The sequence below is a fragment of the Bacteroidota bacterium genome (genome assembly GCA_016183775.1).
GTDB lineage: Bacteria > Bacteroidota > Bacteroidia > JABDFU01 > JABDFU01 > JABDFU01.
In genome coordinates, this window is sequence record JACPDY010000135.1 from 1 (window position 1) to 20,162 (window position 20,162).

A 20,162-nucleotide genomic window follows, 5' to 3' on the forward strand; every position below is an offset into this window, starting at 1 on the left:
CAGGGGGCCTTCGGAGGCACCTGTGATGCCTTTTGTTTGAAGTTCGATGCCACCGGCAATCGCCTATGGGCTACCTATTATGGAGGGGACCAAGGAGACTTTAGCTATGGCATCGCCACAGACAACATAGGCAACATTGTAATTACAGGGTATACCCAGGGTGGTACTTTTCCTGCCAACAATGCCGGCGGAACTAATGTTACCTGGCAGGGAGTATATGGAGGTGGCACTGACGCTTTTATAGTGAAGTTCGATGCTGCCGGCAATCGCCTATGGGCCACCTATTATGGGGGAAATGCAGGAGACTATAGCTACAACATCGCCGTCAACAACTTAGGCGACATAGTAATTACGGGACTTACCAGTGGCGGTAGCTTTCCTGCCAACAATGCCGGTGGGAGTAATGTTACATGGCAGGGAGTATTTGGAGGAGGAATATTTGATGCTTTTGTAGTGAAGTTCGATGCTACCGGCAACCGTTTATGGGCTACCTATTATGGGGGAGATCAATGGGATCAGGGCAACGGCATCACCACAGACAAGCTGGGCAACGTGACAATTACAGGGTATACCCGGGGCGGTACTTTCCCTGCCAGCAATGCCGGTGGAGTTAATGTTACCTGGCAGGGAGTTTATGGAGGTGGCACTGATGCTTTTGTGGCGAAGTTCGATGCTGCTGGCAACCGCCTGTGGGCTACCTTTTACGGGGCAAATCAATGGGAACTGGGTTACAAGGTAGTTACAGATGTGAATAACAACATCTATCTCCTCATGGAAGCGGAAGATGTTGCTACACCCTTGCTTGCGGATGCCTGTTCCTGGCAACCTGTATTTAACGGTGGATCAGGTACAAATATTCCGGGTAATCATACCGATATTGAAGATCAAACAATAGTAAAATTTAACCCGAATGGAAAAAAATTATGTGCAACCTATTTGGGAGGTACCGGAGAAGATGATTTGGATACCGGATCGGGAGGAATAGCAGTTTACGGTACTTCACTTTATATTAGCGGCAATACAGATGGAGGGTTTCCGGTAACCGCCGGAACAGCACAAACAATTTTCGGGGGTGGCGGTTGGGACGCCTATGTAGCCACATTATGCACTAATATTTGTGAGGGTAAAACACTTGGCTTGGACTTTACTTCCAACACTACCAATGCATGCGCTAATGCTGCCGTTAAATTTACACCTTCCATAACCAACTCCTGTGATACCACCGGCTATAAATTTCACTGGATATTTACCGGCGGCAACCCTGCAGCTTCAGATTCTGCAAAGCCTACTGTTACTTTTCCCGGAGTCGGCACTCATGATGTTAAATTAATAGTAACTACAATTTGTAAAAAAGACAGTCTTACAACTCCAGCGTATATTACTGTTGTTCCTTGTGGTTGTTCACTTTCAGCAAATGCAACTATGACAACAAATGCAACCTGCAACGGAGTAATGGATGGCAGTGCAAGTGTTAATATCAGCAATGGGTCGGGTGGCCCTTACACGTATAATTGGAGCAATGAAACAAGCGGTATTACAACAGGTACAACAATTCCCGTCACAGGATTGTCGGCGGCTTCGTATACAGTAACAATAACAGAGGGCGCTTGTATATCTACTTCAACAGTTACCATAACTGCACCTACGCCTTTAATCGGACAATTCACCAAAGGCACCGCTAACTGCACAGGTTGTGGCTGCAAAGAATGGGTAATGATAAATGCCACAGGTAGCACAAATCCTTACTCTTATTCCTGGCCCGACGGCTACACCAACAGATATAAAAATCATCTTTGTTCGGGCACTTTCACAATAAACATTAAAGACAAAAATGGATGTAGTGTAACTGTTAACGTAACGACTCCCTGAAGTAACATTAACAAATAAAGAAAATGAATTTGCGAATTGGAATCTCCAGCCTTCAGTTTTAACATTTCCAAATTCATTTTTTATTTGTTCTTCGTTGATGATTTTTTTCTTTCACAACTTCTGCAAAAGACCTGTTTTGTATTTTGCTTTCCAACCAACAAGAATAGTTAAAGTAATTCACTATTTCTCTTTCAGACGGGATTCGTAGAATAATAATATCTATTTCTCTTTTGAGTATCTTAAAAGCACTAATCAGGTCCTGGTCATTTTTAATTTTTGAACTGTTCTTTTTAAAAAAATTTACAACCAATGAATCAAATTTATTTAATCTGGATTTCTTAAGCAGGAACCGATAGGTTGAAAATATTTGCGAAACCAACGCATCTTCGTCCTTCATTTCAAAAAATATAATTATTCGTAAAATCCGCGAATAACATTGGACATTTATCTGAACATCTGATGATTGTTCATTTATAACTTCAGCAATTTTTTTATTGGCCTGGCGATAATTTTGCACACCAAAATAAAGGCATGACATATAATACTTGAGCAGAACAGCATATCGTTTTGTACTCTGGGGAGTGTAATTCTTCAGCTCATCTTCTATCCTTTCGATCTGCCGAATCCCTTCATTAAATCTTCCGGTTTGATTATAATAAATCAATTCGAAACAAGCCGAAGAAAGTGAAATGATATGATTAGTAATCTTATCGCGAAACACATTTTTTAACGCTTTTAATTTTTCAATTAAAACGAATGCTTCATTAAATTCAGATAAACGCAGGTGTATTTCAGCCATGTCGCTGAACAAAGAGGTATAAATGGTCGGCAATTCAATTACAAGTGCAGAATGTTTTTCCATGATCTCAATGCACTTTCTTCCATATCTCAATGCTGAGCCATCGTCAAAACAGTTTTTATAAAAAAGAAAATGGCAAATATAAAAAAACAACTCCCCCCAAATTGTAAGTGCATTCTTTTTATTTCGGAGTAACGGTTTTTTAAAAATCTGCAACGCTCTTTTGCGCAATTTTTCTGAACTAAAGTCGCCTTCCTTTATGTGGAGCATATTTATTTTCGTAAGCAGGTAAGAGTATTCCTGGCGATTTATATGCATTTTATTAAGTTTGTGTATTTCTTTATTTACTTCGTCTACTTTTTTATCACGACCGACAATAAAAGTGGATGAGGATACAACAATAATTTCCAGTTTGGATATACTGATCGCCTCCAGAAAATAACCCCGATCATTGGCTAGTTTTTTTGCTTTCTTTATAATGATCAAACATTGATCAAACAATCCTTTACTCCGAAGTATTTCTATTTGACGGATATGCCGCTGTATCAAACTAAGCGCACTACGCTGATGATACAACTCAAGGCTCCATAAAATCGAATTATACAAATAATTTTTAAAGGGGTGCAGTTGTTTAACAAAAGGCTCATCTTTAAATTTCTGTTTTATTTCTTCTTCGTCATATTTTTCCTGTTCATCAATTGCGTCAAACAATATCATGTATCTGTTCTTTTTGCCAGTAACATGCATAGATGATACTTTTTTAAAATACCCCTTTTCATTTTTATTTAGTGACTTCACAAGGGAAAACAAGTCATTGGATACCTTCATCAATTTTTACGTTTAAATGTTCATTTTTTCGATAAATTATTACAAATTTAGTCAAATTTAATAAAATTAATATACATCAAATTTTACCGTTTAATAAAAAATGATTTGAGCCTGATCAACCATAAGACTATCTTTAAATTCAAGTAATTGATTTCCCTTATACGTGAAACGTGAACAATTAAACTCCAATAATCAACAAAAATATTAACAATGAAAAACATTTGTCAAATCTTAAAGAGGTATCAAAAAACATCAGCAAAATGAAAACAAAACTAATTACACTTGCATTTTTTTTCTTCAATATTGTTATTCATTGTAATGCTCAATCCCTTGGGCCCGAAAGCCCTGCTTCAGTAGTTTATGGATCAGCCGGCTGCCTATCCTGTCCGGGAAGCACATGGAATTCTACGTCCGATGCAAAATCGGAAGATGGAAAATTTGCCACTGTTGGACTTGCCTCACCCTATACCTGCTTTCAGAACTACTGTTACTATTCCCGATATTTAATTTCAACAGATTTTTCATTTGCGATCCCTTCCGGTGCAACTGTGCTTGGAATTAAAGCAGAAGTAAAAGGAAAAGCAGACTCTTTAAATTCAATTAACGACACCATCGTACAACTTACAAAAAATGGAGGCACTACTGGCAGCGCAAATCGTGGAACACTTAGTTTTATTGACTCCCTGAATAAATATTACTCCTATGGAGGAACGACCGATCTTTGGGGTTTTTCATGGACTCCGGCTGAAATTAACTCAGCTGCTTTCGGATTGATTCTGTCTTATAAAAATAAATCAGCTAATGGTGGAGTAGTTAATCTTGATAACATTCAGATTACCGTTACTTATTCAATTGCAAGTGGTATCGAATATCAAACATCTGCGATTTCAAACTTTGCAGCGTATCAGGAATCGTTTGAAAACCTGATTGGTCTTTCTTTTGAATTTTCAAAAAGTGCCGTTGGAGAATTATACCTTTATAATACTGCAGGCGAATGCCGGATAAATAAAAATCTTGGTTTGCTTGCTGAAGGAAAACATGCAGTGTCTATTAATATCTCAGGAATTGCCGCAGGGGTTTATTTTATCAAACTCGCTTCAGAGAAGGGTGTGCTGGTCAAAAAAATAATTATTCTTTAGTTTATGAAAAGCCATTGCTATACGCTTACTGTAATAATTTGTGTGGGGGGCAATATTTTTGCCAATAACCAGCCTGCCTTACAGATAGGCAATAGAGCAAAATATATTCTTTCCGAAAAAGAACATACACAATTTACTGTAAACATGCATGGCTCTGGCCTGTGCTTCACCCCTAACAAAGGTCAGATCGCCGATGTGAACGGAAAACAATGCCCCGATGTATTATACAAGGGAGATGGAGGGGGAGCTGATATCTATTTACGTAAAACAGGCATCAGCTATGTGTACACTAACATGGGTCTGGTGATACACGAAATAGAAGAACAAATAGAAGACCTTATAAAAGCAGGTACACTCACCCAAACCGAAGGACAAAAAAAGAAAGATGAATTACTACAAAAAGAACCTATAAAAATGCACCGTGTGGATATGGACTTTGCAAACTGCAATAAAAATATAACCACACAATATGAAGACCTAGTAGACGGTTACTCCAATTACTATTATGCGAATTGCCCGCAAGGTATAACCTATGTAAATCAATACAACAAAGTAACGTACAAAAACATGTACAAAGGAATTGACGTAGCCTATTACGGCAACAAAGAAACCGGCATAAAGTACGACATCATAGTACAACCTGGTGCTGACCCCAACCAAATAAAATTACGTTGGATGGGAACAGAAAGCCTACACCTAAATAGCGAAGGTCACCTGGTAATAAAAACCAGCATAAACGAGTTCACAGAATCTATCCCCAAAGTTTACCAAAATATAAACGGAAAAATAGTTGATATAAAAACAAGTTACTCCCTCTCCTTCGGAGAGGCCCGCAGTGAGGGTTCTAACTCTCTCTTTATTAAAGAAGGCCAAGAGGATTTTTTTGTCTCCTTCTCCTTTGGAGAAGGATGGGATGAGGCTTTTCCCCTAATCATCGATCCTTGGGCTACTTATTATGGCGGGAATACTTTTGAATATAGTAGTGATATTGCCAATGATAACATGGGTAATGTACTTATCGCAGGATATACATATTCCTCCAATTTTCCTGTTTCAAGTGGTGCTTTTCAGTTTGCTAATGCCGGAGGTATTTCAGATTGTTTTATTGTGAAGTTTACCCCGACAGGAATACGGATGTGGAGCACCTATTATGGGGGAGCAGGTTTTGATCGTGGTAAGAGCATAGCCTCTGACCTTTGGGGGAATGTTTATTTGGCCGGAGAAGCTAGTAGTACTACAGGTATCGCTTCGGGAGGATTTCAAAATGTCTGTCAAGGAGGCGGTTTTTTCGGTTTTGATGCCTTTCTTGTGAAATTTAATGGAGCAGGAGTACGTATTTGGGGTACTTATTATGGAGGATCAACATTCTCTGAATATGGGAATGGCGTAGCTGTAGATGTCGCTGGAAATAGCTATTTAGTTGGGATAACCGGTAGTTCTGTAGGAATTGCTTTTGGAGGATTTCAAAATATTTTGAATGGGAGTACCGATGCTTTTCTTGTAAAATTTAATGGGGCAGGAACGCGTATTTGGGCAACTTATTATGGAGGAAGTGGCTTTGATCGTGCAAATAACGTAACTATTGATTTTAGTGGAAATATTTACGTCATAGGAATCACTACCAGTACTACTGGAATGACCGCTGGTAATGGATTTCAAAACAGCTATGGTGGTATTCAAGATGGGTTTCTTGTCAAGTTTAACTCGGCAGGAAATCGAATTTGGGATACTTACTATGGAGGAACAGGCACTGACTCTGCTTTAAGTGTTACCACAGATTTACTCGGAAATGTATATTTAGCAGGAACGACTAACAGCCTATCAAATATAGCTTTGGGTGGATTTCAAAATATTTATGGAGGGGGCGCCCTAGATGCATTTCTTGTAAAATTTAACGGGTTGGGTAACCGCATTTGGGCCACCTACTGTGGAGGAAGTGGAGACGAATTATCAGCAGTTTATTCAGGTGGTATTGACTTGATTGCAACAGATGGAAGCAATAATATTTATTTTTATTTGGAAATAGAAGATGCTATTACAACATCTCAAAATATTGATGCCTGTAGTTATCAACCTGCCTTTAATGGAGGTTTAAGTCAAGACCCCAATGGTGGTTATCCTGAAGATCAAATAATAATAAAACTAGCTCCTACCGGAAAAAAAATATGTGGAACATATATTGGAGGTACAGGAGAGGATGATTTGGATGGAGGAGGAGGAATAGTTATTTATGGTAACTCATTATATGCTACTGGATCAACAGACGGTTTATATCCAGTAACACCTGGTGCCTTTCAAACATTTTATGCTGGTCCATCTGGTGCTGTTAATGGTGGTGTTGGTGATGCATTTCTCATACAACTCTGCACCAACATTTGTGAAGGGAAAGTGTTAGACTTATCTTTTACCGCAAATACTAACAATATTTGCCCTAATGTGCCCATTAAATTTATTCCTTCAGTAAATAATTCCTGTGACACATCCGACTATAAATTTCACTGGACATTTGCTGGCGGCAACCCTTTAAATTCAGATTCTGCAAATCCTACAGTTACATTCAATGCGGTTGGCACTTATGATGTTAAACTGGTAGTTACCACAGCCTGTAAAAAGGACAGCATAACAATTCCCAATTACATTACAATTAAGAACTGTACTACATGTAATCTTGTTGGCCAATTTTCCAAAGGCACTGGCAACTGTGCCGGCTGCGGCTGCAAAGAATGGATATTGGTAAACGCCACGGGTGGCACAAGTCCATATGCATACAACTGGTCCAGCGGCTATACGAACAGATATGAGAATCGTCTTTGTCCGGGCAACTACACAATAAACATTAAAGACAAAAATGGGTGCAGTGTAAATGTTAATATAACTACACCTTGATTTTCTTAACATGAGTGATACCGTATGTTAAAATATAACCGTTTTAAAAAGTCAAAATGACAAAGCAACTCAACATAAATCAAATCGAAAGAGTAAATAAGCTATTGCTTATTCCTGTACTTATTCTGTTTATGGGCATTGTTCACGCGCAACATAATATTTCGAAAGAAAACGGGAATAAAAATAAAGTTTCTTTAAAAGGTAATGGTCTACGCTTTACTCCCAACAAAGGTCAGATACTCGACACGGACGGAAATCTCTGTCCTGATATATTATACAAAGGCGACGGCGACGGTGCTGATATTTATTTACGCAAAACAGGTATCAGTTATGTGTACAGCAACATGAGCAAAGTAATGCAAAAAGCTGATGAGCAAATAGAAGAATTGGAGCACGCTGAAAATATTGACAGAATATCGCTACAACAAAAGAAAGATGAATTATTGCAAAATAAGATGATTACAGTACACCGCGTGGATATGGACTTTATTGATTGCAACAAAAACATGGTCACTTTCAATGAGGAACTATCAGAAGGGTACACAAACCACTACTATGCCCACTGCCCTCAGGGCATAACTCATGTAAACCAATACAACAAAATAACTTGCAAAAATATTTACAACGGTATTGATATAGCCTATTACGGCAACAAATCAAACGGAATAAAGTATGACTTAATTGTAAAGCCTCATGCCGATCCTAACCAAATAAGACTCCACTGGAACGGCGCGGAAAACATATTCATTAAGAGTGAAGGTACCTTGGTAATAAAAACAAGTGTAAATGAATTTTACGAATCAATTCCAAAAGTTTACCAGGTAATAAATGGAAGAGTTATTGATATACCGGCCAAGTATATACTTACCCTCTCCCCAGAGTTTATCCCGACAAAAGAGGGAGGAAAAGTGCGAGAGGGGTTTATTAATTTCTCATTTTCACCTTTTGATCCCTCGTTCGCTTTAATAATCGACCCTTGGGCTTCTTATTACGGCGGCAGCGGCTGGGATAAGTGTGGCACGGTAACTACAGACCTTTTAGGTAATGTAGCCTTTACAGGATATGCAACTTCCGTCAATTTACCGGTTTCAGCAGGCGCACTTCAAACAACCATGCTTGGTGTTACAGACGCATTCGTTGTAAAAATGGATCCGGGTGGTACTTTATTATGGTCAACTTATTACGGAGGCACACAAGATGATAATGGAAATGATATTTCTACTGATGCAACAGGTAATATTATAGTTGCAGGTGCAACCTATTCTCCTACTCTTCCTTTAGGCCCTTCAGCGGGCAATCTGGTACATCAAAACACATATGGCGGTTCTTGTGATGCCTTTCTCTTAAAATTAGATCCATCCGGTACACTCTTGTGGGCTACTTTTTATGGAGGTTCCGGTTATGACATTGGAACTAGTGTTACCATATTTGGAAATAATGTTTATTTATATGGAGCTACTTATTCCAATACTGGCATTTCAAAAGCAGGAGCATTCCAACTTGCACGTTCTGGTGGAAAAGATGTTTTTACGGTTCAGTTTGCTTCCAACGGAACCCGCAATTGGGCGACTTATGTGGGTGGTACAATGGATGAAACTTCCGGAGGAGTTGCTTGCGATCTTTTAGGTAATATTTACATAGCAGGTTTTACAAGATCCACTAACTTCCCTGTTTCGGCCGGGCATCAAATGGTTTCAGGTGGATTACTTGACGCTTTCTTATTTAAATTTAACTCTTCGGGCATGCGGCTATGGAGTACATATTATGGAGGTGCTGATAATGATATAGGCGTTGCAGTAGCAACCGATACTCTTAATAATGTAGCAATAGGCGGTTATACCAAATCATTAAGCGCTATCGCAGCAGGAGCGGCCTACCAAGCGATTAATGGTGGATGGGCTTTAGGTTTTGGCGATGGTTTTATAGCTAAATTTAACAGTACCGGAATAGTTCAGTGGGGAACTTATTTTGGTGGAAATAAGGATGAGTGGCCATTTGACATGGCCATTGATAAGGCTAATAATATATATGTTTACGGTGAATGGGAAGACACTGATGCAGGTAATTATCCAATTAGTTCTTGTGCATACCAATCTGTTTTTGGTGGTGATGCCGAAGATCAATTCATAGCCAAATATAACCCTTTAGGACAACAAACCTGTATTACGTATATCGGTGGTACTGGACATGATGATCTGGAGGATTATGGTGGAATTACAATTAATGGTAATTTCTTATATATTACCGGCAATACAGGCGGTGGTTATCCTGTAAGTATTGGAGCTTTTCAAACAATTTATGCGGGAGGCGCAGGGTTTGGGGGTACCGGCGACGCTGTTATCACTCAATTATGTACTAATATTTGTGAAGGAAAGGTGTTAGACTTATCTTTTACCACAGATACTAAAAATGTTTGCCCTAATGTGCCTATTAAATTCGCTCCTTCAGTCAACAATTCGTGTGACACTTCCGGATATAAATTTCGCTGGACATTTTCAGGTGGCAACCCCGTAAGTTCAGATTCTGTAAGTCCTACGGTTACGTTTGCCGCTGTCGGCACTCATGATGTTAAATTAGTAGTTACAACTGTCTGCAAAAAAGACAGTGTAATAATTCCCAATTACATTACAATTAATTCGTGTACCGCATGTAATCTATCGGGGCAATTTACTAAAGGCGCAGCAAATTGTATTGGATGTGGTTGTAAAGAATGGATAATGATAACCGCATCAGGTGGCACTAACCCCTATACATACAGCTGGTCCAACGGTTACACCAAAAGGTATGAAAACAGTCTTTGCCCCGGCACCTACACAATAAATATTAAAGACAATAACGGCTGCAGTATAAATATCAATGTCACCTCACCGTGATTGTTTTGAGAAATGATCCCTGAATCCGGATTCCCCTATTTTGAAATGACCGTATAATACTCTAAAATATCCTTTAAACTTTTGTCCAACCCGATTTCGTTTTTCCAACCTACATCATTTTTTATCTTATCGTTCGATCCGACCACCACCCTGATATCACCCGGGCGAACAAATCTCTGATCAAGTTTGTGGTTGATCTCAACGCCGATAATTTTCGTCATCCTATCCAGTACATCAGCAAGACTGGTACCCTTGCCGCTGCATATATTATAGACCTCGCCTTGCCTTCCTTTTTTCAACAAAAGGTAATAGGCGCGTACAACATCACGCACATCAACAAAATCACGGACAATTGTAAGATCCCCTGTTGCCAGTTCATTTGAGGCAATTTTTTTCCGCTTAATATCAACCAGCTTTTTTGCGAATGAAGCAATGACGAAAACATCTTTTTGTCCCGGGCCTATATGATTGAACGAGCGTGTTAAAATAATGTCACTGCCATAACCGGTAACAAACACTTTTGACAGTAACTCCTGTGCTACCCTGGCCACCGCATAAGGACTAAGCGGGTTTAACAAATGATCCTCACGAAGAGGCAGATCGGATGGAGAAACATTTCCATATTCTTCAGAAGAACCAACTGATAAAATACGACACGTAATACCGAGCGCACGGACGCGTTCGATCAGATTCAAAAATATATTCGTGTTGTTGGTGAAACTGGCCACAGGGTTTTGCCAGCTGAAAGCCACACTGCTGTATGATGCAAGGTGCAAAATATAATCAGGGCGAAACTGCTTCATAACGCGATCAACATCGTCCTTATTCAACAGATCAACCTGTTGAAAACTGCACTTTACTTTTTTGTATTCACTGAGATCAAATTCAGGTTTATTAAGATCAATGCCCAAAACAGTAGCGGCAACATCATTCTGTTCGAGGTAGTCTATAAAATGCTTGCTCACAAAACCTGAAAACCCTGTAATTAAATATTTTTCCATACGGTTAACCTGAAAACCATTATTTTTAGAGATTATTTGCTGAATTTTAGCAGGTTTAAGGATGCCTGTGCAAACAACCCGCTTAGATTCAGTTATGCAGATACCAAATATTCTTAAAATAGTATCAGGATAAAATTATAAATTTTAACCGTAAGTAAAACATTGAATATACTCCAGTTGTGCAGCAAGGTGCCAAATCCGCCTAAAGATGGCGGCGCTGTAGCGATGGATATTCTTACCAAAGGGTTGATCGGGCATGGAGCTAAAGTTAAAGTACTTGCCCTGAGTACGTACAAACATCCTTTTGATGAGAACAAAATCTCTGCTGACTATATGGCAAAAACCAATATTGAAGCCGTATTTGTTGACACCCGACCGAAACCCGTTAAAGCGTTCCTGAATCTCTTCAGCAACGAATCATATAATATGAGTCGGTTTTACAGCAAAGAGGTGGATTCCAAACTGACTGATGTATTAAAGAATAATTCTTTTGATGTCATTCAGCTTGAAACGCTATTTGTCGCGCCTTATGTAAATACCATTCGCAAACACAGCAAGGCAAAAATTGTATTACGCTCTCAAAATATTGAATACAAAATATGGGAGCAGAGAACAGCCAACACAAATAACCCTGTACTCAAATTTTATTACGGACTTTTAGCCAGGCGGCTTAAAGTATATGAGTTGAGAATGCTGAATGATTATGACGGAATTGCCGCCATCACTCCGGAAGACGCGGAAGGCTTCAGGAAACTCGGCTGTACCAAACCAATAATCAGTATTCCTTTTGGCATTGATGTAAATTCAATTAAAACCGATACAAATATCAAAGAAGAATTCCCTTCATGCTTTCACCTTGGCGCTATGAACTGGGGACCCAATGTTGAAGGTGTAAAATGGCTTCTGGATACTGTTTGGGAAAAGGTTACCACACTGCAACCCGGTATGAAATTATATTTAGCCGGGCGTTATATGCCCGAATGGCTGAGTAAGCTGAATAAAAAAAATATTGAAGTTGTAGGTGAAGTAAAGAGCCAGTTCGAATTTATGCAATCAAAAGGCATTATGCTGGTCCCCCTACTATCGGGCGGTGGTATGCGTATAAAGATCATTGAAGGAATGGCAACCGGCAAAACGATTATTTCCACGAGCCTTGGCGCTGAGGGAGTCCCATATGATCACAAAAAAAACATACTCATAGCCAATACACCCGAAGAGTTTGCCGATCGTATTAATTTATGTATTAATGATCCTCAACTTTACCGCTCTATCGGAAAAAACGCGCAACAGCTGGTAAATGACCACTTTGATAACAACAAGATCTGCCGTAACCTGCTTGATTTCTACGAACAACTGCTCCGTTCGTAAGTCTTATTTTCATACCTTTGTACGCCATTAAAACATCGGTTGATAAGGTATGTCATCGCAATTAAATACAATAGAAGAAGCTATAGCAGACCTCAAAAAAGGAAAGGTTATTATAGTCGTTGATAATGAAGACCGCGAAAACGAAGGTGATTTTATTACGGCGGCAAAAAACGTTACTCCCGAAGTAGTCAACTTTATGGCTACACATGGAAGAGGACTCATCTGTGCATCGATTACAGAAAAACGCGCACACGAACTTGACCTTGAAATGATGGTCAATAATAACACGTCGGAACACGCCACTCCCTTTACGGTTTCTATCGACTTAAAGGGGCATGGTTGCACAACAGGTATTTCGGCGCACGACCGCTCAAAAACCATACAGGCCCTTATTGACCCGAAGATCAAACCCGAAGAGTTCGGAAAACCCGGCCATATTTTTCCTTTAAAAGCAAAGAACGGCGGCGTTCTGCGAAGAGCAGGTCATACAGAAGCCACCGTTGACCTTGCACAGCTTGCGGGCTTTGAGCCTGCAGGAGCTTTGGTTGAGATCATGAACGAAGACGGCACAATGGCCCGCTTGCCTGAACTTTTAAAAATTTCAAAAAAGTTTAATCTTAAAATAATCTCTATTGAAGACCTTATTGCCTACCGTTTAAAAACTGAAAGTATTATTGAACGGGAGGTAAAAGTTACCATGCCAACTGAATATGGAAATTTTGAACTGGTAGCATATAAGCAAACCACCACAGACCAGGAACACCTGGCACTTATAAAAGGAAGCTGGAAAAAAGATGAACCTGTACTGGTACGTGTTCACTCTTCCTGCCTTACCGGCGACATTTTCGGCTCCTGTCGCTGCGACTGCGGCCCGCAGCTTCACAAGGCCATGGAGATAATTGAAAAAGAAGGAAAAGGAGTTATTGTTTACATGAACCAGGAAGGACGCGGCATTGGCCTGCTCAATAAGTTGAAGGCATATAAGCTGCAGGAAGAAGGGCGTGATACTGTTGAAGCCAATCTTGAACTTGGCTTTGAGATGGATGAACGCGATTATGGCGTTGGCGCTCAAATACTGCGCGATCTTGGAATAAGCAAGATCCGTTTGCTTACAAATAACCCCAAAAAACGCGCCGGGCTTATTGGCTATGGCCTCGAGATAGTCGATAACATACCGATTGAAATTCAATCAAATGTCCACAATAAGCTGTATCTGGAAACCAAAAGGGATAAAATGGGACACACACTTAAGCTAAAAGATTGATTATCAAACTATCTACTCAGTTTAAGGATATTTTTTACTATATTTGGGTCATAAACTAAATTGTATCAATCTAATATGGTTAGACATATACTATTTCCCATTCTTACCCTCTTCGGGTTAATATTATCTACAACAACAAAAGCGCAGACCGCAGATTTTACAGCGAACAAGGTATCAGGCTGCAGCCCGCTCATTGTTACATTCTCTGACCTTTCAACAGGGGGTGGAACAAATCCTACATGGGCATGGGATTTTGGCAACGGCAACACCTCTACAGTAAAAAATCCGACTGCAACCTACGTAACCCCGGGAACATATACCGTTAAACTTACGTACAGAAATTCGACTACCGGCATTTCAAACACAAAAACAATTACATCCTATATCACTGTGTTCAGCAATCCGGTCGCTAAATTCTCTTCGAACGATACGGCCGGCTGCTTTCCATATACTGTTAAATTCAATGATCTATCCACTAAAGGATCGGGGAATATTACTACCTGGTTTTGGACATTTGGCGACGGAAGTCCCGCATCCGGATCACAAAACCCCAGTCATACCTACGTTGCAGCTGGAAATTATACCACTACACTCATCATAACCGATGCCAATGGTTGTCAAAGTTCTTTTACAAAAACTGCATACATCAAAGTATCATCGTCTGATTTATCTCCGGCGTTTACATTTTCACCCGCTATAGGCTGTAAAACTCCCGCAACAATTAATTTCACTAATACTACAACCGGCACCGGACCAATGACTTATTCATGGTCTTTCGGCGATAGCAAAACGTCCGCTTCAACCAGTCCGTCAAACAGCTATGCTTCCTCAGGAACATATACTGTAACTTTAACAGCCAGCACATCCGGAGGCTGCTCAAAAACAGCAACATCAACAGTAACAGTTTTATCCGCCATAAATGTGGCTTTTACTGCATCCGATACTGTAATCTGCCAGGGATCAACAATTACTTTTACTGACCAGACCACACCAGCAGCCGGATCATGGGCCTGGAATTTTGGTGATGGAGGAACATCCACTTCAAAAAACCCCAGCCACCCGTACACCACCGCCGGCACATATGCTGTAAAACTCAGGGTTGTTATCTCCGGCATTTGCCCTGACTCAATAACCAAAACCGCTTATATTACAGTAAACCCGCGTCCGGTGATTTCCTTTACGGCCGATTCCACTCACGCCTGCAGCACGCCATTTACAGTTAATTTTACTGACAATACCCCCGGCGCAACAGCGTGGCAATGGTACCTGGGTGACGGCAGCACTTCAACATCACAAAACCCCACACACACATACAACGCGGCGGGACTTGACAGTGTAAAGCTTGTTGTTACTACAGCGGCAGGCTGTAAGGACAGCTTAACGAAACTTAATTATATCAGAATCATTAAACCTTCGGCACAATTTACAACAACCCCTAAGGAAGGTTGCGTCCCTTTAACGGTAAATTTTACCGATAACAGTTCTTCTACCGAAACGATCACCTCCTGGTTATGGGATTTTGGAGATCCGGCCTCAGGAACCAACAATACCTCGGGTTCAAAAAATCCGGTGCATGTTTACAATAACATTGGCACTTATAATGTAACACTTACCATTACAAACGCATATGGTTGTACCGCCACGATCACCAAGCCAAGTGATGTTATTGTTACCGACAAACCTGTTATCAGCTTTACTGTAACTCCCGCAAACTCCTGCGCATTAACCCCGGTTGTATTTGATGGATCGGCATCTGCCATTGCAACCAAGTGGGTATGGAACTTTGGCGATGGCCAGGGAGGCGGAGGTTCAACCACTACCCACCTGTATAGTGATACCGGTACATTTAACGTTACGCTTATTGTATTTAATGTCGGCTGCCCCGATACCCTGGTTCAAAATCAAATTGTTCACATCAGTCCTGCTGTACCCAGGTTTACTGTAGCCGGAACATGCACTCCTGTTTTACGACGTACTTTTACCAACCAATCCCTGGGTGCAGATAAATGGTACTGGAACTTCGGTGACGGCTCACCGGTAGATTCTGTAAACTATAATGTGACACATGATTTTCCTGCTGCCGGTTCTTATACAGTTAAACTGACTGCTCTGAATAATAAATCCGGGTGTAGAAAGGACACCACATTACTGATCAAAATTGTTGACCTTATTCCTAATTTTTTCATATCACCAAAGCAAGGTTGCAAACCTCTTCCCGTTACATTTACTAATACAACAATACTCGGAACGGGCGGCGGCATTCAAAGTTATTCATGGTCGTTCGGTGACGGAACAACTTCAGTATCAGCTTCTCCCTCTCATACCTATGCAAATCCCGGGCTGTACACTATTAAACTTTATGTTACGGATAACAGTTTTTTCTGCACAGATAGCGTGATCAAAATTGATTCAGTGAAAGTGTATGATATAACTCCGGATTTTTATGTGAAAAGCCAGGGTGGCTGCGACAGCTTACAGGTAGTTTTCCGCGACACTTCCAAAACCACTCCTGCTGCCACAGCGTGGGCTTGGACCTTTGGTGACGGAAAAACCTCAACGCAGCAGCATCCTGTACACTACTACACAAACACAGGCACATACTCTGTTTCATTAATTGTTACCAATGCAGACGGCTCCTGTTCAGTTACCAAGAGCAACATTATTGTATATAAATTACCAACAGCAGCGTTTACGGCAAGCTCTCTGCTTACCTGCCCCGGAAGCACGGTCACTTTTTCACACACGTCTACAAACGCGAATAAGTATACCTGGGACTTTGGTGATGGATCTGCCGTTTCAAATGCAACCAGCCCGACTCACAGCTACACATCTAACGGGTCGTACACCATTCAACTTACGGCCACTGACACAGTAACGGGCTGCAGTCACACATTAACCAAAACCAATTATGTGGTAATTGACAAACCGAAAGCCGGATTTAAAACATCGGCGATCGCTTCTACCTGTCCGCCATTATCTGTCACTTTCGTTGATACCAGCACTTCAGTTTCGCCTGTTGTTTCTCGCTATTGGGATTTTGGTGATGGCAATATCGCTCCTGTAGTAACCAATGACACCGCCTCGAATACTTATACAGCCGCCGGTAAATACACCGTTAAATTAATTGTTACAACCGCTGCCGGATGTAAAGACACAATTACAAAAATCGACCTTGTTATTGTTAATGGTCCATCGGGATCATACACCTTCACACCTAACTCGGGATGTATTCCGTTTGATGTTACGTTTACTTTAACCACCATCAATACCGAAACTGATTCACTCGACTTTGGAGATGGCAACTTCTTTGTAGGTGATACCTGCTGCGTTACACATACTTATATATCTCCCGGCGTAAAAACTCCTTTCCTTACGTTGATCGACACAGCAGGCTGCAGATGGTCGGTGCCATCAACCGCCACTGTTACTGTAAACCCTTACCCTGCACCTGATTTCACATACAGCCCGCAATATCCCAGGGCCGGCACGAATGTGCAGTTCACCGACAAGAGCATAGCAGGTGTTACATGGGTATGGGATTTTGGTGATGGCACAGCAACTTCAAGCAGCACAAATCCAACACATTCCTTTAGCAAGAGTGGCATTTATTACGTGCAGGAAATTGTAGATAACAATGGCTGTATTGACACGGCCCTGAGAAAGATAATTATTATTGAAGACCTTGTTATACCCAACGTGTTTACCCCCAACAACGATGGCATTAACGAAACGTTTACCCTGCAGGCTTATGGAGTTACCAATATAGAGGCGCGCATATTTGACCGCTGGGGACTGGAGATATACAATAAGGCGTCCGAAAAAATATTCTGGGATGGCCGCACCAATGCCGGCCTTGAAGTACCTGCAGGAACCTATTATTACCTGCTCGATGTACAAACCATTGAAGGCAAAACCTTACAGTACAAAGGATTTTTGATGCTGTTAAGATAGACAGTTCTAATATGAAAAAAACAACCCTGATCGATTGATCGGGGTTGTTTTTTTGAGTATGTTTCCTCAATTCATACTAAACCGCTATCAAGTTATACCATAACTAAGCCCCTATGGACTGAAAGTCCATAGGTTGAGGTATAGAAAGAATGAATTTCTTTCCGCAATACTAAATAAAAATGCTCTGTGGTTCTCTGTGTCTCCTCTGTGTCTGCACACCGAAGTGTTTTGGCACAGAGGAGTGAAACTCTGTGTAACAAAAAAAATTACACAGAGAAAAAGGAGTTTCACAGAGAGCCACAGAGAAAATAATGTTTAGAAACTGAAAGTCTTGAACTGAGAGTGCATAGTTTCAACTAACGAATGAGACCAATCAATGTCGTTTAGTTAAGGATTTGGTCGTTCGTATTTTTATTTTTTAGTGGGATTTGGTGCTTTAGTGGCGAAAGTGATTGTATGCATTATTTTTTTAGTTCTTGGTAGCAGTTTAGTATCAGATTGATCATTCACAAATTGTTAAATTCAGACTCGATTTCTTGAGAGGAACATTCAGGATCTGCCTATATTTGGCATTTAACTATTCCATGCATATTACTCTTCACGATAAACAATTTACTCCTTTCATCAAGGCACAAGAGATAGAAACCCTTGTCACCTCATTAGCCAAAGAGATCAATAATGACCTGCAAGGGCAAAATCCACTTTTTTTGAGCATTTTGAACGGTTCTTTTTTGTTTACAGCCGATCTGGTGCGAAAATTTGAAGGTGATTGTATGGTTTCGTTCATTAAAACAGCATCCTATCAGGGTATGGAATCGACTGGGCATGTAAAGCAACTTATTGGTTTAAATGAGCCAATAACAGGTCGAAATGTGGTTATTATTGAAGATATTGTGGATTCAGGTGCTACAATTGAATATATTTATACAGAATTATTAAAAAAAGAGCCTTTTACGCTTAAAATAGCCGCCTTATTATTAAAACCCGATGCCTACAAAAAGAACATCAAAATAGATTATGTTGGTAAAGAAATTCCCGATAAATTTATAGTCGGTTATGGATTGGATTATGTTGGACTTGGAAGAAACCTAAAAGACATTTATGTGGTAACCAATTAAAATATACTAACAAATCAAAACTCTAAACCTTTATTCAAATGCTAAATCTTGTAATATTCGGCCCTCCTGGCGCAGGTAAGGGAACCCAATCAGCCAGGCTGGTTGAAAGGTATCAACTTATCCATCTTTCAACCGGCGATATTTTACGCGGTGAAATTGACGCCGGCACTATCCTCGGCCAGGAAGCAAAAATACTTATGGACCAGGGCTTGCTGGTACCCGATGAGATTGTTATTACAATGATCAATAATAAGCTTGGAAAGAATCCGAACGTGAAAGGTTTTATTTTTGATGGGTTCCCGCGTACTATTGCCCAAGCCCAGGCCCTCGATAAATTACTTACAGCGAAAGGAACAAATATCACAATGACACTTGCCCTGGAAGTAAGTACCGAAGAGCTTACTAAACGTATTGTCCAGAGAGGAATGGAGTCCGGCCGCGTTGATGATCAGGATGAGAAGACCATTCGACAGCGCGTGGCTGAATACAATCAGAAAACTGCACCCCTTAAAGATTATTATACAAGCCAACGTAAATTCCGTTCGGTGAGCGGCATTGGCAGTGTTGATGAAATATTCAACGCATTGTGCAACAAGATCGATGCAGAATATGTTCCTGAAATTATGAGCATCCCCTCTTTTCAATCTTCTGTATATACAACAGGAACCGACGTTTCACACAGGAATATCGCAGACGTTACCCAAAAGACAGTGCAGCATGTACACGTAGTAAGCACAATGCCAACGGTGGAAAAGAGCGCAGAAAAACCCGCCGTATCTGCACCTATAGAAAACAGCGCCTCTGCACCTGACGTAAAAAAGAAAAGCAAAGCTAAAACCGGTAAAAAAACCGCGAAGAAAAAGAAAGCAGCCGGAAAAAAACCGACTGTTAAAAAGAAACCTGCAGGCCGGTCAGGCGGGAAGGCAAGTAAACCTGCTCCCAAAAAAGCCGCGAAGAAAAAGAAAGCAATAAAGAAAAAAACAATTAAGAAAAAGAATACTTCCAATAAGAAAAAAGCCGCTGTTAAAAAGAAGAAAAAGGCAGGGAAGAAATCCAGGAGATAATA

11 protein-coding genes are annotated in these 20,162 nt (G+C 40.5%); 9 read left to right on the forward strand and 2 right to left on the reverse strand.

What is annotated here, in order from left to right:
- On the forward strand, positions 1-1,869 hold a 1,869-nt coding region (locus tag HYU69_15550; GenBank protein MBI2271755.1), incomplete at its 5' end, for a hypothetical protein.
- Positions 1,870-1,942: 73 nt separating this feature from the next.
- Here the strand turns inward: HYU69_15550 and HYU69_15555 are convergent.
- Positions 1,943-3,496 carry a hypothetical protein gene (locus HYU69_15555; protein ID MBI2271756.1) on the reverse strand — a complete coding sequence of 518 codons (1,554 nt, stop codon included), beginning with the start codon at positions 3,494-3,496 and terminating at the stop codon, positions 1,943-1,945.
- Between the two features lie 260 nt (positions 3,497-3,756).
- On the opposite strand from HYU69_15555, the gene HYU69_15560 reads away from it, so the two are divergent.
- From HYU69_15560 to HYU69_15570, 3 genes are read left to right on the forward strand one after another with little or no spacing between them, the layout of a single operon-like run.
- Entirely contained in the window at positions 3,757-4,635 is an 879-nt protein-coding gene (locus HYU69_15560; protein MBI2271757.1) for a T9SS type A sorting domain-containing protein, read from the forward strand.
- A 3-nt stretch (positions 4,636-4,638) separates the two neighbouring features.
- Positions 4,639-7,521, forward strand: coding sequence for an SBBP repeat-containing protein (locus HYU69_15565; protein ID MBI2271758.1), 2,883 nt, complete (start codon positions 4,639-4,641; stop codon positions 7,519-7,521).
- A 56-nt stretch (positions 7,522-7,577) separates the two neighbouring features.
- On the forward strand, positions 7,578-10,394 hold the full coding sequence (locus HYU69_15570) for an SBBP repeat-containing protein (protein MBI2271759.1): 2,817 nt from the start codon (positions 7,578-7,580) through the stop codon (positions 10,392-10,394).
- A gap of 35 nt (positions 10,395-10,429) precedes the next feature.
- Here the strand turns inward: HYU69_15570 and HYU69_15575 are convergent, their stop codons facing one another.
- Positions 10,430-11,395: a GDP-mannose 4,6-dehydratase gene (locus HYU69_15575; GenBank protein ID MBI2271760.1), complete on the reverse strand. Its 966-nt coding sequence runs from the start codon at positions 11,393-11,395 to the stop codon at positions 10,430-10,432.
- Positions 11,396-11,557: 162 nt separating this feature from the next.
- Between HYU69_15575 and HYU69_15580 the strand changes: the two genes are divergently transcribed.
- The 5 genes from HYU69_15580 (at position 11,558) to HYU69_15600 (ending at position 20,160) form a co-directional block, all read left to right on the forward strand.
- The gene (locus HYU69_15580; GenBank protein MBI2271761.1) at positions 11,558-12,763 is read left to right on the forward strand and encodes a glycosyltransferase family 4 protein; all 1,206 of its coding nucleotides are present in this window, start codon (positions 11,558-11,560) and stop codon (positions 12,761-12,763) included.
- Positions 12,764-12,812: 49 nt separating this feature from the next.
- A complete protein-coding gene (locus tag HYU69_15585; GenBank protein ID MBI2271762.1) occupies positions 12,813-14,027 on the forward strand; it encodes a bifunctional 3,4-dihydroxy-2-butanone-4-phosphate synthase/GTP cyclohydrolase II in 1,215 nt (404 codons plus the stop codon).
- A gap of 75 nt (positions 14,028-14,102) precedes the next feature.
- Positions 14,103-17,978 (forward strand): PKD domain-containing protein, encoded by a 3,876-nt coding sequence (locus HYU69_15590; protein ID MBI2271763.1) that lies wholly within the window; start codon positions 14,103-14,105, stop codon positions 17,976-17,978.
- A 584-nt stretch (positions 17,979-18,562) separates the two neighbouring features.
- On the forward strand, positions 18,563-19,096 hold the full coding sequence (gene hpt, locus HYU69_15595) for a hypoxanthine phosphoribosyltransferase (GenBank protein MBI2271764.1): 534 nt from the start codon (positions 18,563-18,565) through the stop codon (positions 19,094-19,096).
- Between the two features lie 38 nt (positions 19,097-19,134).
- A complete protein-coding gene (locus HYU69_15600) occupies positions 19,135-20,160 on the forward strand; it encodes an adenylate kinase (protein ID MBI2271765.1) in 1,026 nt (341 codons plus the stop codon).
- Positions 20,161-20,162: the final 2 nt, after the last annotated feature.